The following is a 22063-nucleotide window of genomic DNA, read 5'->3' on the forward strand; positions in this document are numbered from 1 at the left end:
GCCTTCGTTCCCCCTACGTATGTCGAGCGCCGGGCGCCGTGCTGTCTACAGGTGCGGCAGGATCGCCGGCATCAGGTCCTGGAAGGTACGGCCGTTGGCGGGCGTACCGAGGGCCGTCATCTGCCAGCCGGTGCCCGCGCGGTGGACCTTCGCCATGATCTGCGCGGTGTACTGTCCGCCGCCCGCGAGGGTGTAGCGGGCCAGTTCCTGGCCGTTGGTCTCGTCGACCAGGCGGCAGAACGCGTCCTGCACCTCCTGGAACGTTTGGCCCGTGAACGAGTTCACGGTGAAGACGATCTGGTCGATGTGGACCGGGATGCGGGCGAGGTCGACGAGGATCGCCTCGTCGTCGCCGCCCTGGCCCACGCCGCCGACGAGGTTGTCACCGGTGTGCCGCACCGAGCCGTCGTCGCTGACGAGGTGACGGAAGAACACCACGTCGACCGGCTGCTTGTCCGCGAACAGCACGGCGGACGCGTCGAGGTCGATCTCGCGGGTACGGGATCCGAACAGCCCACGTCGCGGGGCTGCCTGCCAGCCGAGCCCCATGCGCACCGCGGTCAGCGTGCCCCCGTCGTTCTTCTGCAGACTGATGGCCTGACCCTTGGTCATGTTGACCGTCACGCGCTGTTCCCCTCTCGGACCGACTGTCCCCTGTTGCCGCAGAATCCTGCGGTTGACCAGCAACCCTACGCACGGCCACTGACAGCGCCGTAGCCCGGTGCACACTTTGTGTCGGTCTTGCAACACAGCGCGGCGGTCGGGCGTCAGGCGATACCGGCTTCCTTCATCTGCCGCAGTTCCTTCTTCATCTCCGAGACCTCGTCACGCAACCGTGCGGCGATCTCGAACTGCAGGTCCGCCGCGGCCGCGCGCATCCGGACCGTCATCTCCTCGATCTGTTCCGCGAGTTCCGCCGCGGGCCGGTCGGTCGGCACGGTTTCCTTGGCCTTGCCCTTGGCGGACCTGGCGCCCTTGTCCGTCTTCGACAGGGCGGGCACGGGCGCCTTGGCGCTCTTGCCGTCCTTGAGATTGCGGTAGCCCGTGCCGAGCAACTGCTCCGTGTCGACGTCCTCGCGGGCGATCTGCGCGACGATGTCGTTGATCTTCTTGCGCAGGGGCTGCGGGTCGATGCCCCGCTCCGTGTTGTACGCGACCTGCTTCTCCCGGCGGCGGTTCGTCTCCTCGATGGCCTTCTCCATCGCCGGGGTGATCTTGTCGGCGTACATGTGGACCTGGCCGGACACGTTGCGGGCCGCGCGGCCGATGGTCTGGATCAGTGAGGTGCCGGAGCGCAGGAAGCCCTCCTTGTCGGCGTCGAGGATCGACACCAGGGAGACCTCGGGCAGGTCGAGCCCCTCCCTGAGGAGGTTGATGCCGACGAGGACGTCGAACTCGCCGGCCCGCAGCTCACGCAGCAGTTCGACCCGGCGCAGGGTGTCGACGTCGCTGTGCAGGTACCGGACCTGGATGCCCATCTCGAGGAAGTAGTCGGTGAGGTCCTCGGCCATCTTCTTGGTGAGCGTGGTGACCAGGACCCGCTCGTCCTTCTCGGTGCGCAGACGGATCTCGTGCACGAGGTCGTCGATCTGGCCCTCGGTGGGCTTCACCACGACCTCGGGGTCGATGAGGCCGGTGGGGCGGATGATCTGTTCGACGAAGCCGTCGCCCCGCGAGAGCTCGTACTTGCCCGGCGTCGCCGACAGGTAGACGGCCTGGCCGACGCGCTCCTGGAACTCCTCCCACTTCAGCGGACGGTTGTCCAGCGCCGAGGGCAGCCGGAAGCCGTGGTCCACGAGGGTGCGCTTACGGGAGGCGTCGCCCTCGTACATGGCGCCGATCTGGGGCACCGTGACGTGCGACTCGTCGATGACGAGCAGGAAGTCGTCCGGGAAGTAGTCGAGCAGTGTGTTCGGCGGGGAGCCGGGCTCGCGGCCGTCGAAGTGCATCGAGTAGTTCTCGACACCGGAGCAGGAGCCGATCTGGCGGAGCATCTCCAGGTCGTACGTCGTGCGCATGCGCAGGCGCTGGGCCTCCAGGAGCTTGCCCTGCTTCTCCAGCTCGGACAGGCGCTCGCCGAGCTCCTTCTCGATGGCGTGGGCGGCGCGCTCCAGGCGCTCGGGGCCCGCGACGTAGTGGGTGGCGGGGAAGACGTACTGCTGCTGGTCGTCGCTGATGATCTCGCCGGTGAGCGGGTGCAGCGTGGAGAGGGCCTCGATCTCGTCACCGAACATCTCGATGCGGACGGCCAGCTCCTCGTAGACCGGGAAGATCTCGATGGTGTCGCCGCGGACGCGGAAGGTGCCGCGGGTGAAGGCCAGGTCGTTGCGGGTGTACTGGATGTCGACGAAGCGGCGGAGCAGGTCGTCGCGGTCGATCTCGTCGCCGACCTTGAGGTTGACCATGCGGTCGACGTACTCCTGCGGCGTGCCCAGGCCGTAGATGCAGGAGACCGAGGCGACCACGACCACGTCACGGCGGGTCAGCAGTGAGTTGGTCGCGGAGTGGCGCAGGCGCTCCACCTCCTCGTTCACCGAGGAGTCCTTCTCGATGTAGGTGTCCGACTGGGGGACGTACGCCTCGGGCTGGTAGTAGTCGTAGTACGAGACGAAGTACTCGACCGCGTTGTTGGGCAGCAGCTCGCGGAATTCGTTCGCCAGCTGGGCGGCCAGCGTCTTGTTCGGCGCCATCACGAGGGTGGGGCGCTGAAGCTTCTCGATCATCCACGCGGTGGTCGCGGACTTGCCGGTGCCGGTCGCGCCGAGGAGGACGACGTCCTTCTCCCCCGCGAGGACGCGCCGCTCGAGGTCGGCGATGGCAGCGGGCTGGTCGCCGCTGGGCTGGTAGGGACTGACGACCTCGAAAGGCGCCACCGTGCGTTCGATCTTGGATACGGGCCGCATGCACCAACCGTACGACCCCGCACTGACAACGGGCTCCCGTCACCGGTTCTGCGGGGTGCGGGAGCCGCCGTGGTGCCGCAGGCGCGGGTCGGGCACGGGCGGGCGACCGGTGGGCCGGACCGGGTGGGCGGGGATGCCGGGCTTCTGGTCGGTGGCGCTCCAGTCGGGCTTGCCCATGACCATCAGCGGATCGAACATCACGACGACACCGGCCAGCAGCAGGAAGGCCAGCGGTCCGATCATCAGGGGGGCCAGCAGGGTCGCGGGCGAGTCGCCCGCGGGGGTGCTGGTGGCGCCGTGCAGATGGACCCTGAGGGCGGCCATCCCCATGTAGTGCATGCCGCTGACGGCGAGGCCCATGACGAGGCTGGCGCCCACGCTCCACAGGAACCCGCGGACCTGTCCGGCGGCCCACAGGGCCGCGGTCGCGGCGGCGACGGCTATGACGACGGAGGCGGCGACGGTGAAGGTGTCGTACTCCAGCTTCCCGTTCAGACGCATTCCGGCCATACCCAGGTAGTGCATCGAGGCGACGCCCAGACCGGTGATGGTACCCCCGGTGAACAGCGCCGTCCCGGACGCTCCCCGGTACCCGACGATGAAGATCCCGATGCCGACCATGACGATCGCGACGCCGAGACTCGCGAAGGTCGTCAGCCTGTCGTAGTGGACCGGGGTCTCCCGCACGGAGAACCCCATCATCGCGATGAAGTGCATGGTCCAGATGCCGGAGCCGATCGCCGCCGAGCCGAGGGCGAGCCATCCGGGGCGCCACGAACGGGTGACGAGCATCGACCTCGTGGTGCAGCGCAGACCGAGTGCCCCGCCGAGACAGGCCATCAGGTACGCCACGAGCGGCGTGACGAGTCCGTAGCTGAATCCGTCGACCGTGCCCTGCATGCGCGGTTGCCTTTCCGCCCTGTTACATCCCGGAACCCCGTGAATTGTCCCCGTGCCAGCAGCGCCGCGTGACCAGGGGTGTCGCAGAGAGTATGACTCCCCCCTGAACGCCCGAACGATTTTCCTGCAAAGAATCACGGCGTTGCCCCAGTTGTGTGGCACGCGTGATCGGGTTCGGGCAACTCCATTCAGTTTGTGGCCATCCCACACCCCCCGAATGTTGACCCCCTGCTGTCACTCTGGGACCGTCCGTGATCGCAGACGCAAGGAGTACGTATGCACGCGCGCGCTGCCGCCGCCACGACCACCGCGCTCCTGGGAGCCGCCGTCGTTCTCCCCCTCCCCACCGCGCACGCGGCCGTGAGCGACGACCGGCCTCTGGTCGTGGCCCACCGCGGGGCCTCGGCCCAGGCCCCCGAGAACACGCTCGCCGCCGTCGACAGGGCGGCCCGCCTCGGCTTCAGCTGGGTCGAGAACGATGTCCAGCGCACCAAGGACGGCAAACTCGTCGTGATCCACGACGACAGCCTGGCCCGCACCACCGATGTCGAGAAGGTCTTCCCCGGCCGGGCTCCCTGGAAGGTGAAGGACTTCACCGCCGCGGAGATCGCCCGCCTGGACGCGGGAAGCTGGTTCAGCCCGCGCTACAAGGGGGCACGGGTACCGACGCTGAAGCAGTACATGAACCGCGTCTCGCACAACCACCAGAAGCTCGTCCTAGAGATCAAGAACCCCGGGCTGTACCCGGGCATCGAACGGGAGACCCTCAAGGTCCTCAGCAACGAGGGCTGGCTGGGCCCGAGCCAGGTGCGGCACAAGCTGGTGATCCAGAGTTTCGACGCGAACAGCATCCGTAGGGTGCACGCGCTGCGGCCCGACATCAAGACGGGCTTCCTGGGCACTCCGTCGTTCGCGCAGCTGCCCGCCTACGCGCGGTTCGCCGACCAGATCAACTCGTCCCACACGACGCTCTCCCGCGGGTACGTCGCCACGATCCACGCGCTCCGAGGACCGCACGGCAAGCCCCTGGAGATCCTCACCTGGACCGTCGACACCCCTCGGGACGCCCGGCGCGTCGCGGGCCTCGGGGTGGACGGCATCATCACGAACAAGCCGGACGTGGTGCGCAAGGCTCTGCGCGAGGGCTGAGCACCCGGGCCGGCGGTCGGGCGCCGGTGGCGCGGACGCCCGCGGGTGTCCGCGCCACCGGCGCTGTCAGTGGTGCGCCGTACCGTGGAGCGCATGAACAGCCATGGGCAGGACGAGCAGCGCGTGGTGTGGGCCGTCGTCGACAGTGGCATCGGTCCGCTGCTGCTGGCGGCGACCGGCGAGGGTTTGGTCAGCGTCGCCTTCCACGCCACGGACGAGGTGCGCGACCGGACACTGGAGCGGCTCCGCTCCCGGTTCGGCACCGAGCCCGTCGAAGCGCCGCGGTCGCCGCTGCTGGCCGAGGCGATACGGCAGGTCGCGGCGTACTTCGCGGGTGAGCGCCACGACTTCGAACTGCCGCTCGACTGGTCCCTGATCTCCGGTTTCAACCGCCAGGTGCTGCGCGAGCTGGCGTCCGGCGTCCCGTACGGGGCGGTGGTGGGCTACGGCGACCTGGCGCGGCGGGCGGGCCGGCCGGGGGCCGCCCAGGCGGTGGGGATGGCCATGGGCGCCAACCCGCTGCCGGTGGTCGTGCCCTGCCACCGGGTCGTGGAGAGCGACGGTGGCATCGGTGGGTTCGGGGGCGGCGTGGAGACCAAGCGGAAGCTGCTGGCCCTCGAAGGTGTGCTGCCGGAACCGCTGTTCTGAGCGAGTCGTGGGGGGGGTGCCCGTGCCCCGTGCTTCGGTCCAGAGGGTGACCCGTCCGCGGAGCGGGAGGATCGCGCTCCCTGCTGTGCCACGGCTGCGCGTACCCGCGCGGAGGCTGGCCGGAACGGTGCGGCGGTAGCAGACTCCGCCCTGCGCACAGCCACTGGCGACCGAAGGCACGGGGGCCGAAGGGACGGCGATCACGTATGAGCGGGAACAGGGCAGTCGCGTACCTCAAGCCGGGCGCGGTGGAAGTCAGGACCATCGACTACCCGTCGCTCGAACTGCAGGACGGTCCGGGGGTGGCCGCCGCGAACGTCGGCCGCACCTGCCGGCACGGAGTCATCCTGAAAGTACTCGCCAGCAACATCTGCGGCAGCGACCAGCACATGGTGCGCGGCCGGACGACGGCGCCCGAAGGGCTCGTCCTCGGGCACGAGATCACCGGGGAGGTGGTCGAGCGGGGCCCGGACGTCGAGTTCGTCGACGTCGGGGACATCGTCTCGGTGCCCTTCAACATCGCCTGCGGGCGGTGCCGCAACTGCAAGGAGCGCAACACCGGCATCTGCCTGAACGTGAATCCGGCCCGCCCCGGCGCGGCCTACGGCTATGTCGACATGGGCGGCTGGGTCGGCGGCCAGGCGGAGTACGCCATGGTCCCGTACGCGGACTTCAACCTGCTGCGGTTCCCGGACCGGGACCAGGCACGCGAGAAGCTGCTCGACCTGACCATGCTGTCGGACATCTTCCCGACCGGTTTCCACGGCGCGGTGTCCGCGGGCGCCGGGGTCGGTTCGACGGTGTACGTGGCCGGTGCGGGACCGGTCGGTCTCGCCGCCGCGGCGTCGGCGCAGTTGCTCGGCGCGGCCGTCGTCATCGTCGGCGACCTCAATGCCGAGCGGCTCGCACAGGCCCGTAGTTTCGGCTGCGAGACGGTCGACGTCAGCCAGGGCGACGTGAGCGAGCAGATCGACCAGATCCTGGGCGAGCCGGAGGTGGATGTGGCCGTCGACGCGGTCGGCTTCGAGGCACGGGCCCACGGTCCCGACGCCCCGGAGGCACCCGCCACGGTTCTCAACTCGCTGATGGGCCTCACGCGCGCGGGCGGCTCGCTGGGCGTTCCGGGCCTGTACGTCACGGACGATCCCGGCGGGGTCGACCAGGACGCGCGGACCGGGACGCTCAAGGTGCGGCTCGGTCTGGGGTGGGCGAAGAGCCACAGCTTCACGACAGGCCAGTGTCCGGTGATGCGGTACCACCGGGGCCTGATGAAGGCGATCCTGCACGAGCGGGTGCACATCGCCAGGGCCGTCAACGCGACGGTGATCGGCCTGGAAGACGCGCCGCGCGGTTACGCAGAGTTCGACCAGGGCGCCAGCCGTAAGTACGTCCTCGACCCGCACGGGGTGTTGAGCGGGATACAGCCCGTCTGAGGTTGCCAGACTGCCGGGCAGCCGGACGGCCGAGTGAGGAGGCACGCGGAGAAGGGGCGTCCACGCCCGCGTGGACACCCCCTCCGGCCCCGCTCCGGCCCTCGGTGGCGGGGCGGTGGCGATGCGGAGAGCTACTCGTAGTGCCGGGCCTCGAAGATGTTTCCGTCCGGGTCCCGGAAGTAGAAGCTCCGCCTGGCCTTTCCTCGGGCGCCGAAAGCGTCGTACGAGAAGTCCGAGAGCGGGACGGCGCGTTCCTCCAGGCGGGCGTGGAGCGCGTCGAACTCCTCGGACCCGTACGAGAGGCACACGTGGTTGACCGGGTGGCCCGCGCTCTCGGCGGCGCCGGGGACCATGTCCATGCCCGCGGCCATCGTCAGAGGCGCGAGGTCGAAGATGGTCTCCTCGTTGAGGCGTACCGAGGGGAACGACGCCTTTCCCGCCGCGTACTCGGTGACCCTGATGGGTTCCAGACCCATCGCCTTCTCGTAGAAGTCGGCCGATGCGACGGGGTCGCGCACCCAGAGGACGACGTGGTCGAGTCGTGTCGAGTTGTCCGTCATACCCACAGGCTGCTGACCTCCTGTGGCGGTCGCAAGGGTTTGGCCGGGCGCGTCGCCCGCCAGGGATGAGAGGGGAACCGACAGACAGGAGGCACGCGCGTGCTGGTGGTGTCCGAAGAGGTTCGGGAGGCGCTCGCCGCGAGGCGGCCCGTGGTGGCGCTGGAGTCCACGATCATCGCGCACGGACTGCCGCGTCCGCGCAATCTCCGGGTGGCACTGGAGCTGGAGGACACCGTACGTCAGGAGGGCGCCGTCCCGGCGACGATCGCCGTGCTCGACGGGCGGCCCCATGTGGGCCTCGACACGAAGCAGGTGGAACGGGTCGCCCGCGAGGACGGCATCCGCAAACTGGGGCACCGCGATCTGGCGCCGGCGGTCGCCGCGGGAGCCAGCGGAGCCACCACGGTGTCGGCCACGGCGCTGCTGGCCGCACGCGCGGGCGTACGGGTGTTCGCGACGGGCGGGCTCGGGGGCGTGCACCGGGAGTGGACGGTGACGCAGGACGAGTCCGCCGACCTGGGGCTCCTCGCGCGCACCCGGATCACGGTGGTGTGCGCGGGCGTGAAGTCGATCCTGGATGTCCCGGCGACCCTGCAACGCCTGGAGACGCTGGGTGTCGCGGTCGTCGGATACGGCACGGCCACCTTTCCCGGCTTCTATCTGTCGGACTCGGGGCACCCGGTGGACTGGACGCTGGAGTCGCCGGGCGAGGTCGCGGCCGTCATGCGCGCGCAGGACGGCCTGCGAGGACCCGAGTCGGCACTGATCGTCGCCAATCCCGTGCCCGAGGCGCAGCAGCTGGATCCCGACCTGCACGCGCGCGTGCTCGCCGACGCGCTGCACGCGTGCGAGGCGCAGGGGGTGAGCGGGCAGGCCGTCACTCCGTTCCTGCTCGACCACTTGGTGCGCCACACCGATGGAGCGTCGCTGGACGCCAATCTGGCAGCGGTACGCGGCAACGTACGGCTGGCGGGGCGGATCGCGGCGGCCTGGGCCCAGGCATGACAGCACCGGCGCGGGCATGACGTCTCCGCCTCCCGGCCGGTCGCCGGGTCCGGCGCCCGTCCCCGGCGGGGCTCTCCTCGTCGTCGGTGACGTCATCACGGATGTCGTCGCCCGGCATCGGGGGCCGCTCGCCGCGGGGACCGACACGGCGGCCGCCGTCCGGACCGTGCCGGGCGGTGCGGGCGCCAACGTCGCGTGCTGGGCGGCCCGCCAGGGCGGACCCGAGGTGCGGTTCCTCGGCCGGGTGGGCGCGGACTCGGCCGCCTGGCACGAGCGGGAACTGGTGGCCTCCGGGGTGCGCCCCCTCCTGGTCGTCGATCCACTGGCGCCCACCGGGACGGTGATCTGCCTGGTGGACACGGACGACTCGGCGGAGCGCACCTTCCTCACGGACAGCGGTGCGTCCCTGCGCCTGGACGCCGGCGACTGGTCGCGGGAGCTGCTCGACGGTGTCGCGTGGCTGCACCTGTCGGGCTACCTGTTCTTCTCCGCGCCGTGCCGGGCCCTGGTGGCGGTGGCGGTGCGGTCGGCACGCGCGTGTGGAGTGCCGGTGAGCGTGGATCCCGCCTCGGCGGGCTTCCTCGCCGAACTGGGCGTGGGCCGCTTCCTCGCGCTCATCGAGGGGATCGACGTCCTGCTGCCGAGCCGGGACGAGGCCCGGCTGCTGGCGGGTCTGCCCGACACGGTGGACGCGGCGGCCGAACTGAGCCGCCACGTTCCGCTGGTGGTGGTCAAGCAGGGCGACGCCGGAGCCCTCGTCGCCCGGTCGGGGGCGGTCCGGGCCCGGATTCCTGCGCGATCCGCGGCCGCTGTCGACACCACCGGGGCAGGCGACGCCTTCACCGGAGCCTTCCTGGCCACGCTGATCACGGGCGGCAGACCGGAAGAGGCCGCCGCCGAGGGGTGCCGGGCCGGGGCCCGGGCGGTGGAGCAGGTCGGCGCGAGGCCGCGGAGGGAGGCGTGACCCCGCCCGGCACTACGCCTTGCGTCCCCACGCCGAGATCAACGGCGCGGTGACCAGGTCCATCCCGCCCGCGGCCACGTTCGCCAAGTGGCGGTCGATGTCCTGGTCGGTGACGAGCCCCGCGGCGACGAGCTGAGCACGGGCCTGCCCGACGGTCGCGGACTCGAGCGCCCCGCAGGCCGGCGAGGTGAACGGGAAGTACACGTCTGCCCCGACCTGCCGCAGTCCCGCCTCCCGCAGCAACCGGGGAAGCCGCCGCCCGTACGCGAGTTCGACGCCCTCCCCGGCCAGCACGTCCCGCATCGCGTGGCGTACGCGGTTGGCGAGTTGCTGTTCGGGGCCGCGTTCGTCCGGGCAGGCCAGCGGCTGCAGTGCGGGATCGGCGTCCTCGACCACGAGCCGTCCGCCGGGCCGCAGCGCCCTGATCATCGTGCGCAACGCCCGTTCCCTGTCCGGCACATGCGCGAGGACGAGCCGGGCGTGCACGAGGTCGAAGCCCTCCCCCGGCGGCTCGTCGGCGCCCATGTCATGGACGCGCGGCTGAACCGGCGGGCGGACGGCCGGAGGCACCCAGCCGGTGTCGGGGTCCGTCACGACGACCCTGCCGGTGGGGCCGACCTTCTTGGCGAGCCAGGACACCACGGACATGCCGTCGGCACCCACCTCCCAGCAGCGCCAGCCGGACCCGATGCCGGACCGTTCGATGTGCCGGAACGTCGTGGGGTCGAAGAGAGCGGCGTGGGCGTCGCATCGCCGCCCCGCCTCGGACCGGGGGTTGTCGAGGAGGTGTCCGTCGGTTCGCATCATGCGCCGATCATCCCATTTGTCATGCTTTTCTTGAGTGGGCGACGCTCCCGATATGGGGCTCGGCGGGTGGTTCCGGAACGGAATGCTCCGTTCCCACAGGCTCGGCCGACCGGCGGAACATCCTGGCAGACTGGCCGCGGCAAGGCGCAGAGGGCGGCGCGAGGAGATCCACGCAGGGAGATCCAGATGTCCATGGCAGGGAATCTGCGGAAGGTGACGGGCCTGAGCAAGGTCGGCGGCCTCCGCAAGGTGGCACGGCTGACACGACGTCGTGCCCGTGTGGACCTGAGCCACCCCGCCCGGTCACCGCTGGGTACCGCGGTGGTGAACTGCGTGGCGTACGAGGAAGGGTCCAGGGTTCCCGCCGGCCGCGATCTGGTCGAGACGGTGGAGCGGGTCCGCAAGGCCGAGGGCGGCTTCGTCTGGCTCGGGCTGCACGAGCCGACCGAGGTGGAGTTCGCGGGGATCGCCGAGCTGTTCGACCTGCACCCGCTGGCGGTGGAGGACGCGGTGGACGCCCATCAGCGCCCGAAGCTGGAGCGGTACGGCGAGACGCTGTTCGCGGTGTTCAAGACGGTCTGCTACGTCGAACACTCCGAACTGACCGCGAGCAGCGAGGTGGTGAACACCGGCGAGATCATGGTGTTCGTCGGCCAGGATTTCGTGGTGACCGTGCGGCACGGGCGGCACGGCTCACTGGGTCCGCTGCGGGAGGAGCTGGAGGCCGACCCCGAGCAGCTCTCCAAGGGGCCGGCCGCCGTCCTCCACGCGATCGCGGACCACGTGGTGGACGACTATCTGCAGGTCACGGCTTCGGTGCAGGAGGACATCGACGAGGTCGAGACCGCCGTGTTCGCGGCGGACGGCGCGCGGGCCGACCCCGGGCACATCTACCAGCTCAAGCGTGAACTGCTCGAACTGAAACGGGCGGTGGTCCCGCTGGGCCGGCCCATCATGGAGCTCGCCACGCGGCCGATTCGGGTGATCGACCCGGAGATACAGGCGTACTTCCGGGACGTCTCCGACCATCAGCTGCGGGCCGCGGAACAGATAGCCGCCTTCGACGAACTGCTCAACTCGATCCTGCAGGCGCACCTCGCGCAGATGAGTGTGGCGCAGAACGAGGACATGCGGAAGATCACCGCCTGGGCGGCACTGATCGCCGTACCGACGATGGTCTGCGGTGTCTACGGGATGAACTTCGACCACATGCCGGAGCTGCACTGGACGTTCGGGTACCCGTTCACGGTCGGCATGATCGCCGTCGTCTGTTTCACCCTCTACCGCGGCTTCAAGCGGAACGGCTGGCTGTGACACCGCCCCGACGGCCCGGCGTCCGGGTCACGCCGAGAAGCCGATGACGCGTTCGGGCAGCACGCGGATGATCACGCGGACCTCGTCGTCCTTCTCCGCGGGAGGGTCGACACCCAGGTACTTGTGCGAGAGCTCGTAGGGGAGGCGCTTGCCCTCGTCGGGGACGATCTCGCCGGTCCCACGGATCTCCACCGAGGTGTAGGGGTCGGCGAGGTCGAAGACCGAGAGGCTGACGCGGGGGTCGCGTCGGAGGTTGCGGACCTTCTGCCGGCCTTCGGTGGAGGAGAAGAGGACGGTGTCACCCTCGCGCTTGATCCAGACCACCGAGTTCTGGGGTGCGCCGCCGGGGCCGAGGGTGGCGACGCTGGCGAAGTTCTTGCCGTCGAGGAGCGTGCGGACCGAGTCGTCGAAGGAGGTCGTCATGCCGACAGACTAACTACATGCACATGCATACAACACCCTTGCGCGGCGCGGATGTCACGCGGGACGGGAGCGGCGGTCTCCCGTCGGCGGGTCAGCCGTTCCAGGCCGGATGGCGCGGATCGTCCGCCCGGACCAGGATGTCGGCCGTGTCCCCCGGACTCGTCTCACTCTCGTACCGCTCGTACGCGGGGAGCGTCCAGTGCTCCGCCTCCGGGGTGCGGCGGCGCAGGGCGGCCGGCGAGAGACGCACGTGGACGGTGAGGTCGAACGGGAACCAGTGCCGCAGAAGCATCGGCCCGTGCAGCAACAGCATGCCACTGGGCGGGAGTTGGACGTACGGGCTGCGGGTGGCGCGGTCGGTGGCCGGGTCCCGGAGGTCGGGCAGGACACGGCCGTCACCGCCGGGTTCCAGCGGGCCGAAGACCTCCCGCCACAGGGCGCCGGTGTCGAACCAGCCGTCGTAGTACGACTCCACGTCCTGGTGGCCGTACTCGAGCCGGAGGGAGGCGGGCCGCAGATAGCCCTGCGTGCCGACGACCAGGGTGGAGCGGCCGCGGGGGCGAAGGGCTTCGGCGACACGTTCGGCGAGGTCGCCCGGGCGGGCGGCCGGGGCACCGTCGAAGGCGACGCGTGGCCAGGGGCTGCCGTCGGCCGGCTTCAGGTCGAGCAGTCGCTCGGCGAGGGAGTCGCCAAGCCGGTCCCAGGTGATCGCTTCGAGTCGCACACGGCCCAATGATGCCGCGCGGGCGCGGGCGCACGCGGACGGCGGCAGCGTGGGACCTGACCGGCCGCCCCCGGCCGGGCGCGGGCCGGCCGTGGAGACCGTGCAGGCGGACCGGGGTGGGCGCCCGGGCCGTCCTGAGACGTCCGCGCATGCGGTCGAGTTTCTCGGCCATGGTGGCCTTCCCCGTGCGGCAATTCACTTGTGATGGCAGGAAGGCGCCGTGCAGGATCTTGAGGTTCGGGGTGGTCCGGCTTCACGGTTCGGGAGCGGTGCGGGAGTTGCTGACAAGAGGTTCCGCCTACGCGGGAGTTGCCATGATCGAGGGACCGTACTTCGTGCTCACCGTGGTGGGCGTGCTGGGCACCGGGCTGGTGGCGGGGGTCTTCTGCGCGTTCTCGGCGTTCGTGATGAAAGGGCTGGCCGCGCTGCCGCCGGCGCAGGGTGTCGCGGCGATGCAGGCGATCAACGTGACCGCGTTGACGCCGGCTTTCATGCTCGTGTTCGTCGGGTCGGCCGTGCTCTGTGCCGTGATCGCGGTGGTCACCTTCGTGCTGTGGCCCGACGAGGGCACGGTGGAGCTGTTGCTGGGCAGCGCGCTGTACCTGTTCGGCTGCTTCGGGGTCACGATCGCGGCGAACGTCCCGCGCAACAACAAGCTGGCCGGGATGGAGGCCGGCACACCGGAGGCCGTCGCATACTGGCCCGCGTACGTGAGCGAGTGGTCGATGTGGAACCACGTCCGGATGGTCGCCGCGTCCGCCGCTGCGCTCTCGTACGTGCTGGCGCTGACCTGACGGCACCGGCGCGACGCCCACGCGGGCGGGGCGGCCGCGGCCTCCACCGCGGCCGACGCGGCTGCCGCGTCCGTCTGGAGCAAGGCGTGGGCCCAGCGTCCATGCGGGGCGGGCGTGGGCGCGGCGTCCACCTGGGGCGGGGGCGGGCTCGGCGTTCACCTGGGGCGGGCGCGGGCCCGGCGTCCATCCGAGGCGGGCGCGGGCCCGGCGTCCATCCGAGGCGGGCGCGGGCCCGGCGTTCACCTGGAGCGAGCCTGGGCTCGGCGTCGTATCGTGGCAGGAGAGTCTGTCAGCAGGCCCGCGGCCCCGCCCGACCGCACGATGGCGTCGAACACGGCGGCGGAGACCGTACGGCACCGTGCGTGTACGTGAGGGAGACGGCTGTGGCCGATCCCAGGGGTTTCCTCCGGTCGTCCCGCGAGGAGTGGCCACGTCGTCCCGTCGAGGACCGGGTCCGTGACTGGGACGAGGTGTACGTTCCCGGGGCGCTGCTGCCGATCGTCCGGACGCAGGCCGACCGGTGCATGGACTGCGGTGTTCCGTTCTGTCACGACGCATGTCCGCTGGGCAACCTCATCCCCGACTGGAACGACCTGGTGGCACGCGACGACTGGCGCGGGGCGAGCGAGCGGTTGCACGCGACGAACAACTTCCCCGAGTTCACGGGCCGGCTGTGTCCGGCGCCGTGCGAGGCGGGCTGCGTCCTGGCGATCAACCAGCCGGCGGTCACGATCAAGAACGTCGAGGTCGCCGTCGCCGACCGTGCCTGGGCGGACGGGCTCACGCCGCCGAGGCCGCCGGACCGGCTGTCGGGGCGGAGTGTCGCGGTGGTCGGCTCGGGACCGGCGGGCCTCGCGGCGGCACAGCAGCTGACCAGGGCCGGACACACCGTCGCCGTCTACGAACGGGACGACCGGATCGGCGGATTGCTGCGATACGGCATCCCCGAGTTCAAGATGGAGAAGCGGCACCTGGAGCGGCGGATCGCGCAGATGCGGGCGGAGGGAACGAGGTTCCGTACCTCGACCGCCGTCGGCCGGGACATCGGGGCGGCCGAGCTGCGAGCGCGCCATGACGCCGTCGTGCTCGCCGTGGGCGCCACGGCCTGGCGCGAACTGCCGGTCGAGGGGCGCGAGTTGAGCGGTATCCATCAGGCGATGGAGTATCTGCCGTTGGCCAACCGGGTGTGCGAGGGGGACCTGGAGGTGTCCCCGTTGTCCGCCGCGGGCAAGGACGTCGTGATCGTCGGCGGCGGCGACACGGGGGCCGACTGCCTGGGCACGGCACTGCGTGAGGGGGCGAGGTCCGTGACCCAGCTGGACATCTACGCACAGCCCGGCGCCGAGCGGGACGAGGACTCCGATCCGTGGCCGGTGTACCCGAGGATCTACCGGCTGTCGGCCGCGCACGAGGAAGCCCGGGATCTGGGGACCGCGCCCGCCGCCGAGGCGGACGCCCGGCTCTTCGCGGCGTCCACGCTGCGCTTCACCGGGGACGCGGACGGGCGGGTGCGTTCGCTGCGCCTGGTCGGGGTCGACGCCGGACGCCGTCCGCGCCCGGGCACCGAACGCGCGCTCCCCGCCGACCTCGTGCTGCTCGCGCTCGGCTTCTCCGGACCCGACCGCTCCGACGGGCTCGTCGACCAGTTCGGCCTCGGCCTCGGTCCCCGGGGCACGATCAGCCGGGACGCGGACTTCGCGACCGACGTGCCGGGGGTGTACGCCGCCGGGGACGCCGCGCGAGGCCAGTCCCTCATCGTGTGGGCGATTGCCGAGGGCCGGGCGGTGGCCGCGGCGGTGGACCGGCGTCTGACGGGCGGCTCCCGGCTGCCCGCGCCGATCGGACCGCACGACCGGCCCTTGACGGCGTAGCCGGAGGCTTCGCATTCAGGCCGAAGACCGCCGGTAGGGTGCACTTCCATGGCGGATTCAGGGGTCAATCCCACGAAGCGCACCGGCACCGACACCGATCCCGAGGCCGGTGCTACCGGCATCGGCGCCGACCTGCATCTGGAACTGTCCGGTCCTGGCGGCCGCCGCGCCGCCCTGATCCGTGCGCTGCGTGAGGCGATCCGCAGCGGGCGGCTGGCTCCGGGCGCCCGTCTCCCCCCGTACCGTTCACTGGCCGCGGACCTCGGCGTGGCCCGCAACACGGTGGCCGACGCGTACGCGGAGCTGGCCGCGGAAGGCTGGCTCACCGCGCGGCAGGGCTCGGGCACCCGGGTCGCCGAGCGCGCCGAACCGCTGAAGGCGCGGACGCGCGGACCCAAAAAGGCACCTCCACGCGCGCGTGGACCGCGACACGACCTGCGTCAGGGCACCCCGGACGCGTCGTCGTTCCCGCGTGCCGCCTGGCTCGCCTCGTACCGGCGGGCCCTCCAGCGGGCGCCCAGCGAGGCGTTCGGGCCCGGCGACCCCGCGGGACGGATCGAGTTGCGGGAGGCGCTCACGGAGTACCTGGCACGCGCGCGCGGTGTCCGTACCGAGCCGGGCCGGATCGTCATCTGTTCGGGCTTCGCGCACGCCCTGCGGCTGCTCTTCCCCACGGTTCTGCGCGGCCCCCTGGCCGTCGAGTCGTACGGTCTCCCCTTCCACCGGGGGTTGCTGGCGGCGGCGGGCGTACGGACCGTCCCGCTGGCCCTCGACGAGGACGGCGCCCAGGTCGGTGACCTGGGCGGCGAACGGGCCGTACTGCTCACGCCCGCCCACCAGTTCCCGACCGGCGGGCCGCTGCATCCCTCGCGGCGTGCCGCCGTCATCGACTGGGCACGCGCGCGTGGAGGGGTGGTCCTGGAGGACGACTACGACGGGGAGTTCCGCTACGACCGCAAGCCCGTCGGGGCCGTACAGGGGCTGGACCCGGAGCGGGTCGTCCACATCGGCTCGGTCAGCAAGAGCCTGTCGCCCGCGCTGCGGCTGGGTTGGATGGTCCTTCCCGAGCGGTACGTCGACGAGGTGCTGGCGGCCAAGGGCGAGCGGGAGGCGTGGGCGAGTGCCCTGGACCAGCTGACGCTCGCGGACTTCGTCGAGTCGGGGTCGTACGACCGTCATGTACGGCGGATGCGGCAGCGGTACCGGCGACGGCGTGACCGGCTGGTCGAGGCCCTCGCCGCACACGCGCCGCATGTCGGTGTCACCGGCATCGCGGCCGGCCTCCACGCCGTGCTGCGGTTGCCGCCCGGCAGCGAGCAGTCGGCGGTGAAGGCCGCCGTCTCGCAGGGCCTCGCGCTGGACGGCCTCGCGGAGTTCCGGCACCCGGAGGCGACCATGGCCGCGCCGGACGGACTCGTCGTGGGTTATGCCACGCCCTCGGAGCACGCGTACGGGGCCGCGCTGGAGGCGTTGTGCGCCGCGCTGCCGCCTCCATGAGCGCGCGTTGTGCGCCGCGGCCCTCTCCATGAGCGCTTCCCACGGCGGCCGCGGGTGCCACCCGTGGAGCGGACGGCCCTGAGAGGCGGGGCGCGCGTGGGACGGAGGAGGTAAGAGGCAGGGCGCGTGGGACGGAGGAGGTAAGAGGCAGGGCGCGTGGGACGGAGGAGGCAGGAGAGGCGCAGGAGGCAGAGGAGACGGCGGGGGCAGAGGGGGCGGCGGGGGCGGGTGGCCGGAAGGTGATCCTCGGCCGTCCCGCGGCGTGACGCCGAGTGGGATCATCGGTTGCAGGAGGCGTGTTGCTGACGCGGCCGTACACCGGCCGGTCCGGCAGGAACCCGCCCCCATCCTTCGTTCCGCCGTCAGGCGCAGGGCCACCCCCGCGCGTCCCCCCTGTTGGCGGTCGGTCCTGGAGGGTGCTCGATGACGACGGTTGACGAACGTCACGAAGACGGTACGCGTGGCGAGGACGATCGGGACGCGCACCACGGCGTCGGCGACGTCGTCCGTGTCGGCGCGGAAGCCGTCCCCCTGCGCGATCCGCGGGCCGCCCGCATCGCCTTCGCCGGATCCAAGGCCGCGCATCTCGCACGTGCGGCGGGGGCCGGGCTGCCCGTGCTGCCGGGTTTCGTCGTGCCGCCCATCGTGCCGCTCGGCGAGGTGGCCGCCCGGGAGTCGGAAGGGCTGCGCCGCGCCTGGCAGGAGCTCTCCGAGGACGGTACCCGGCCGCTCGTCGTACGGTCCTCGTCCCCGCGGGAGGACACCGAGGAATCGTCCTTGGCGGGCCAGTTCGCGTCCGTCCTGGACGTCCGTGGCTGGCACGGCTTCCGTGCGGCGGTACGGACCGTGCTCGACTCGGCCCACCAGCCGGACGGCACGGTCGCGCCGATGGCCGTACTGGTGCAGCCCATGCTCGCGGCCCGGGTGGGAGGCGTGCTGTTCGGCGCCGACCCCCTGGAGGGGCGGACCGACCGGATGCTGGTGAGCGCGGTGCGGGGCGGGCCCGACGCACTGGTCAGCGGCGAACAGCCCGGCACCGGTTATTGGTTGGGCCGCTGCGGCCGGGTGTCCCGCACCGGTCCCAAGGACGCCGAACCCCTGCTCAGGGCCGCCGAACTGCGTCGACTCGCGCGGCTCGCCCGGCAGGCGCGGGCACTCTTCGGTGGGCCGCAGGACATCGAGTTCGGGTTCGACGAGGCGGGGCGGCTGTGGCTGTTCCAGAGCCGGCCCATCACGGCGATGGCGGCGCGGCCCGCCCGCGGGGCACGGCTGCTCGGCCCCGGTCCGGTCGCGGAGACCCTTCCCGACCAACTGGAGCCGCTGGAGGAGGATCTGTGGGTGGCGCCCATGGCCCGGGGGCTGGCCGCCGCACTCGACATCGGGGGCACCGCGTCACGGCGACGGCTGCGCGCGGTGCCGGTCGTCACGACGGTCGGTGGCCGGGCGGCGGCGGATCTGCGGCTGCTGGGCGTTGCCCCGCCGCGGCACCGGTGGCTGACGCTGCTCGATCCGACGCCGGGTGCCCGCAGGCTGGCCGCGGCGTGGCGGGTGGGCCGGCTGGCCTCGGCGCTGCCCGGTCTCGCGACGGACCTCGTCGCCGACGTCGACCGCCGGCTCGCCGGGACACCGCCTCCGGACCGGCTCGACCGCCGTGAACTCGTCGCCGCTCTCCGCTGGACCCGGACCGTCCTGGTCTCGCTGCACGCGCAGGAGGCACTCGCCGGCGCCCTGCTGGCCGAGACCGGCACGACGGCGGCTGGCGCGGCCCTCGCCGCTCTCGCACAGGCCCGCGCCCTCGGCGTACCGGACCACCGGCTGGTGGCCGCGCAACCGGTGGTACTGGCACTGACACCACCCGCCCTGAGCCGGGAGCTGAGACTGCCGGAAAGTCCTGCGGACACGGCCGGGCTCGCCGCCGCCGGAGGTCCCGCCAGGACTCCCGGCCACACCGCCGCCGGGAGTCCTGGCGACAGGAACGGTCCTACCGCTGCCGGAAATCCCGCGGCCCCGGACGGCCACGCCGCCGCGGGGAGTCGCGCCGACACGAACCGACCGCGCCGCCACCGGGAGTCACGCCGACACGAACGACCGCGCCGCCACCGGGAGTCACGCCGACACGGACGGTCCTGCCGCCGCCAAAGACCCCGCAGGCCCGGACGGCCGTGCCGACGCAGCCGGGAATCCCGCCAGCACGAACGGCCATTCCGCCGCCGGGATTTACGCAAGCCCGGACGGCCATTCCGCCGCCGGGATTTACGCAAGCCCGGACGGCCACCCCGCCGCCCGGAGTTACGCGGAGGACGGCCGGACCCCGGAGCGCTCCACCGGCACGACCCCACTCCGTGCCAGGCCGGCGGCAGCCGGCCTGGCTCCGCGCGAAGCCCTGCGTCTGCGTGTCCGCTGGGTGCAGGAACTGCAGGTCCGGCTGGTGCGGGACGCCGCACGCCGACTGTCCGTACCGGTTGCTCCGGGCGATGTCCCGGACGCACCGCGAGCGCCGGGCTCGTCGCGGGTGGGACTGCTGCGCTGGCCAGAACTGATCCGGGCACTCGAACACGGCGCCCTGCCCGCCGACTTCGCAGAGCGTCTGCCACGCGCGGCGTCGGCGCCCCTGCCCGACACGTTCCGACTCGCGGCAGGGGGCGCGATCGTCGCCGAGCGCCCCAAGCGCGGGAGCGGCGGAGACAGGGGCGGGAACGAGGGGCAGGGCGTGTCCGGTGGCCGGGCCGTCGGGACGGCGTGGGACGGGACCGGGCCACGCCCCCCGGACCCCGTGCTCGTCGTCCGCACGCTCGACCCCGCGCTCGCGCCGGTCCTGCCCGGACTCACGGGACTCGTCGCGCAGACCGGCAGCCCGCTGTCCCACCTGGCGGTGCTGGCGCGGGAGTTCGGGCTGCCCACCGTCGTCGGGGTCACGGACGCCGTCCGCCGGTTCCCGCCGGGTTCCCGTCTCACGATCGACGGCACCACCGGCGACGTACATACGGACGATCCACGTACCGCCCCACCCCCATCACCCGTCCGCCCACCCGCACCCGCACCGGCACCGGCACCGGCACCAATACCGGCCCCCACATCGGCACTCGCGCCCGCGCCCGCATCCGGACCCACATCCGCATCCGCATCCGCGCCAGCGCCCGTGCCCGGCCAGGTCCGCCGATGCCCGCGGTGAGGCGCGTCGCCTACCTCTTCGGGGGTGCGGCCGCCGCGGGCGCCGGCACGTACGTCGTCGTCTATCTGTACCGGTGGCAGTGGCAACGGGCCATTCTCTGCGGGGTCCTGCTGCTCGTCGTCGAGGTGATGCTGCTCGGACTCGTGCTGCTCGGACGGCTCGCGCGGATCGAGGAACGGATGCGTGACGCGGACCGGCGCCAGGAGGACGTCCTCGCGCGGTTGCGGGAGAAGGAGTCCCCGGCGCGTACGGCGGACGACCGCTTCCGCTGGCTGGACGAACCGACGAACCGTACCTACGTCTTCGTACCGGTCCTGATGGTCACCGGGGTACTGCTCTCCGGACTGGCCTGGGTGGTGCAGCGGATCGCGTCGGTCACCGCCCGGCCCACGGCGGAGCGGCGGCTCGCGGGGCGGCTCGCCGTCCTGGCCGCGCCCGACCCGGACGGCGGGACCGACCTGGACGACCTGCCGCCGCCGGGCGCCCGGCGCGGACACGGCCGTACCCTGCGCGTGTCGGCCGTCGCCGTGGTCGGGGCCGCGCTGCTCGGGGCGCTGGTCTTCGGGCTCGCCGACCTCACACAGACCCGTCCGGAGGGGGCGAAGGACTCGGCGGCGACCTCCCTGCTCCTGCGCGTCGACATGCGCGGCACGAAGATGACCGCCGAGCGCCAGTCCCTCGCCGCGCGCCAACTCTGGGAACGCTGCCGCGACTCCACGTCCGTACCGCTGAACCACGCCACCCTGGGCGAGCTGGGTGACGGTCTCTTCGCCGGCGTCGTCCGGCCCGCGCTGACCGATCACGACCGGATACGGCTGCGCGGCTGCCTGGAGGACACCGGCCTCGACCGTACGCACCTCACGGTGGTCGGCATCGGCGACGCGGGCTCGGCCGACGACTGACCCCTGCCACCGCCCTCGATCTCCGGCCCAACCCCACTCCGCGCCCGCCCCGTCACACCCACCACTTCCACCCCTACCGCAGCCGGGCACCCCGTGCAGCACACCCCCAACTTCCCTCCCAGCACTCCGGGTTACGATGCCGACGCGCTCCTCGTCCCCGAGCCTCCGGGTCGCCCATGGCTGTCGTCGCCCCGCCCGCACCCCGCTCCCCGCTGCCCACCGGCCGTCCCCGAAGCACCCTGCGCCGGACACTGCCGCGCACGCTCGCCGCCGCCGGACTCTGCTATCTCGCACTCTGGGCGACCGGTGCGCTGGGCATCCTCGCGCTCTCGTACTGGACGCACGAACAGACCCCGCCGCCCGCGGGGACCCGTGCGGTGCGGGGCATCCACCACTTCCAGCCCGTGGACGCCGCCGGTGGCCTCTGGCGCGGCGCCGCCCCCTCCCCCGCCGGCTACCGGGAACTGGCTCTGCGCGGCTTCACCACCGTGGTCGACCTGCGGGCCGAGGACCTGTCGGCCGCCCAGCTCGCCGGGCCGCACAAGGCGGGCCTAGACGTCGTACGGCTGCCCGTGCGGGACGGACAGACCCCGACGCCGCACCAGGTACGCCGTTTCCTCGGCGTCGTCGGTGCGGCCCCGGGGCCGGTGTTCGTGCACTGCGGGGCGGGTGTGGGGCGTACGGGGACGATGGCGGCGGCCTACCTCGTGAAGGCCGGGCAGGAGTCCCCGTCGGGTGCGGTCCGCCGTAATCTCGCGGTCGGACCGCCGTCCATCGAGCAGATCTACTACGCGCTGAGTCTCGGCCCGAGCCGGGCGGAGCAGCCACCGTTTCCGGTGGTGGCGGTCAGCCGGCTCGTCGACGCGCCCCGCCGCATGTGGTCCTGGTTCTGACCCGGCCTTCTCGTTCGTCCCGGCATCCTCAAGGGCCACGCCGCGCCGCGCCCCTGCCCTGACCTGCCGCGCCCTGCCGCCGGGTCTCGACCGACCCACCCGCC

General features: G+C 72.2%; 20 protein-coding genes and 1 pseudogene. 13 read left to right on the forward strand and 8 right to left on the reverse strand.

Annotated features, from left to right (window positions below):
- Nucleotides 1-45: 45 nt before the first annotated feature.
- From ACFYXC_RS22970 to ACFYXC_RS22980, 3 genes are all read right to left on the reverse strand, one after another.
- Nucleotides 46-624, reverse strand: a complete 579-nt coding sequence (locus ACFYXC_RS22970) for a TerD family protein (protein ID WP_151478427.1) — start codon at nucleotides 622-624, stop codon at nucleotides 46-48.
- A gap of 143 nt (nucleotides 625-767) precedes the next feature.
- Nucleotides 768-2903, reverse strand: a complete 2136-nt coding sequence (gene uvrB, locus ACFYXC_RS22975; RefSeq protein ID WP_389553860.1) for an excinuclease ABC subunit UvrB — start codon at nucleotides 2901-2903, stop codon at nucleotides 768-770.
- 39 nt (nucleotides 2904-2942) lie between these two features.
- Entirely contained in the window at nucleotides 2943-3803 is an 861-nt protein-coding gene (locus ACFYXC_RS22980; protein ID WP_388915080.1) for an MHYT domain-containing protein, read from the reverse strand.
- 276 nt (nucleotides 3804-4079) lie between these two features.
- Between ACFYXC_RS22980 and ACFYXC_RS22985 the strand changes: the two genes are divergently transcribed.
- The 3 genes from ACFYXC_RS22985 to fdhA all read left to right on the forward strand — a co-directional run bounded on the left by ACFYXC_RS22985 (nucleotide 4080) and on the right by fdhA (nucleotide 7033).
- On the forward strand, nucleotides 4080-4952 hold the full coding sequence (locus tag ACFYXC_RS22985) for a glycerophosphodiester phosphodiesterase (RefSeq protein ID WP_389553861.1): 873 nt from the start codon (nucleotides 4080-4082) through the stop codon (nucleotides 4950-4952).
- Nucleotides 4953-5045: 93 nt separating this feature from the next.
- Nucleotides 5046-5600, forward strand: a complete 555-nt coding sequence (locus ACFYXC_RS22990) for a methylated-DNA--[protein]-cysteine S-methyltransferase (RefSeq protein WP_389553862.1) — start codon at nucleotides 5046-5048, stop codon at nucleotides 5598-5600.
- 206 nt (nucleotides 5601-5806) lie between these two features.
- Nucleotides 5807-7033, forward strand: coding sequence for a formaldehyde dehydrogenase, glutathione-independent (gene fdhA, locus ACFYXC_RS22995; protein WP_389553863.1), 1227 nt, complete (start codon nucleotides 5807-5809; stop codon nucleotides 7031-7033).
- A gap of 131 nt (nucleotides 7034-7164) precedes the next feature.
- Here the strand turns inward: fdhA and ACFYXC_RS23000 are convergent, their stop codons facing one another.
- A complete protein-coding gene (locus tag ACFYXC_RS23000) occupies nucleotides 7165-7593 on the reverse strand; it encodes a VOC family protein (RefSeq protein WP_388915066.1) in 429 nt (142 codons plus the stop codon).
- A 99-nt stretch (nucleotides 7594-7692) separates the two neighbouring features.
- Here ACFYXC_RS23000 and ACFYXC_RS23005 point away from each other — a divergent pair, with 99 nt between their 5' ends.
- Both ACFYXC_RS23005 and ACFYXC_RS23010 read left to right on the forward strand, forming a co-directional pair.
- The gene (locus ACFYXC_RS23005; protein ID WP_389553864.1) at nucleotides 7693-8598 is read left to right on the forward strand and encodes a pseudouridine-5'-phosphate glycosidase; all 906 of its coding nucleotides are present in this window, start codon (nucleotides 7693-7695) and stop codon (nucleotides 8596-8598) included.
- 16 nt (nucleotides 8599-8614) lie between these two features.
- A complete protein-coding gene (locus ACFYXC_RS23010) occupies nucleotides 8615-9562 on the forward strand; it encodes a carbohydrate kinase family protein (protein ID WP_389553865.1) in 948 nt (315 codons plus the stop codon).
- Between the two features lie 12 nt (nucleotides 9563-9574).
- Here ACFYXC_RS23010 and ACFYXC_RS23015 read toward each other — a convergent pair whose 3' ends face one another.
- Nucleotides 9575-10369 (reverse strand): methyltransferase domain-containing protein, encoded by a 795-nt coding sequence (locus tag ACFYXC_RS23015; protein ID WP_389553866.1) that lies wholly within the window; start codon nucleotides 10367-10369, stop codon nucleotides 9575-9577.
- A 186-nt stretch (nucleotides 10370-10555) separates the two neighbouring features.
- Here ACFYXC_RS23015 and ACFYXC_RS23020 point away from each other — a divergent pair, with 186 nt between their 5' ends.
- Nucleotides 10556-11683: a magnesium and cobalt transport protein CorA gene (locus tag ACFYXC_RS23020; protein ID WP_388915054.1), complete on the forward strand. Its 1128-nt coding sequence runs from the start codon at nucleotides 10556-10558 to the stop codon at nucleotides 11681-11683.
- 27 nt (nucleotides 11684-11710) lie between these two features.
- Here the strand turns inward: ACFYXC_RS23020 and ACFYXC_RS23025 are convergent, their stop codons facing one another.
- Both ACFYXC_RS23025 and ACFYXC_RS23030 read right to left on the reverse strand, forming a co-directional pair.
- A complete protein-coding gene (locus tag ACFYXC_RS23025) occupies nucleotides 11711-12106 on the reverse strand; it encodes a PPOX class F420-dependent oxidoreductase (protein ID WP_389553867.1) in 396 nt (131 codons plus the stop codon).
- 91 nt (nucleotides 12107-12197) lie between these two features.
- Nucleotides 12198-12830: a uridine kinase gene (locus tag ACFYXC_RS23030; RefSeq protein ID WP_389553868.1), complete on the reverse strand. Its 633-nt coding sequence runs from the start codon at nucleotides 12828-12830 to the stop codon at nucleotides 12198-12200.
- 314 nt (nucleotides 12831-13144) lie between these two features.
- On the opposite strand from ACFYXC_RS23030, the gene ACFYXC_RS23035 reads away from it, so the two are divergent.
- The 4 genes and pseudogenes from ACFYXC_RS23035 to ACFYXC_RS23050 form a co-directional block, all read left to right on the forward strand.
- The gene (locus ACFYXC_RS23035; RefSeq protein ID WP_388915045.1) at nucleotides 13145-13624 is read left to right on the forward strand and encodes a DUF1772 domain-containing protein; all 480 of its coding nucleotides are present in this window, start codon (nucleotides 13145-13147) and stop codon (nucleotides 13622-13624) included.
- A gap of 383 nt (nucleotides 13625-14007) precedes the next feature.
- Nucleotides 14008-15495 carry a glutamate synthase subunit beta gene (locus tag ACFYXC_RS23040; protein WP_389553869.1) on the forward strand — a complete coding sequence of 496 codons (1488 nt, stop codon included), beginning with the start codon at nucleotides 14008-14010 and terminating at the stop codon, nucleotides 15493-15495.
- A 48-nt stretch (nucleotides 15496-15543) separates the two neighbouring features.
- Nucleotides 15544-16992 carry a PLP-dependent aminotransferase family protein gene (locus tag ACFYXC_RS23045; RefSeq protein WP_389553870.1) on the forward strand — a complete coding sequence of 483 codons (1449 nt, stop codon included), beginning with the start codon at nucleotides 15544-15546 and terminating at the stop codon, nucleotides 16990-16992.
- A gap of 423 nt (nucleotides 16993-17415) precedes the next feature.
- Nucleotides 17416-18180, forward strand: a pseudogene (locus ACFYXC_RS23050) (PEP/pyruvate-binding domain-containing protein); the annotation flags it as partial.
- Nucleotides 18181-18384: 204 nt separating this feature from the next.
- Here ACFYXC_RS23050 and ACFYXC_RS23055 read toward each other — a convergent pair.
- The gene (locus ACFYXC_RS23055; protein WP_389553952.1) at nucleotides 18385-18822 is read right to left on the reverse strand and encodes a hypothetical protein; all 438 of its coding nucleotides are present in this window, start codon (nucleotides 18820-18822) and stop codon (nucleotides 18385-18387) included.
- 574 nt (nucleotides 18823-19396) lie between these two features.
- Between ACFYXC_RS23055 and ACFYXC_RS23060 the strand changes: the two genes are divergently transcribed.
- From ACFYXC_RS23060 to ACFYXC_RS23070, 3 genes are all read left to right on the forward strand, one after another.
- A complete protein-coding gene (locus ACFYXC_RS23060) occupies nucleotides 19397-20164 on the forward strand; it encodes a PEP-utilizing enzyme (protein ID WP_389553946.1) in 768 nt (255 codons plus the stop codon).
- Nucleotides 20152-21066: a hypothetical protein gene (locus ACFYXC_RS23065; protein ID WP_389553947.1), complete on the forward strand. Its 915-nt coding sequence runs from the start codon at nucleotides 20152-20154 to the stop codon at nucleotides 21064-21066. Before ACFYXC_RS23060 ends, ACFYXC_RS23065 begins: the two co-directional genes overlap by 13 nt.
- Before the next feature lie 176 nt (nucleotides 21067-21242).
- Complete coding sequence (locus ACFYXC_RS23070; protein WP_389553871.1) at nucleotides 21243-21959, forward strand: beta-lactamase hydrolase domain-containing protein; 717 nt, start codon at nucleotides 21243-21245, stop codon at nucleotides 21957-21959.
- Nucleotides 21960-22063 lie beyond the last annotated feature (104 nt).

Origin of the sequence: Streptomyces sp. NPDC002701, from assembly GCF_042889045.1 — a bacterium.
Taxonomy (GTDB): domain Bacteria; phylum Actinomycetota; class Actinomycetes; order Streptomycetales; family Streptomycetaceae; genus Streptomyces.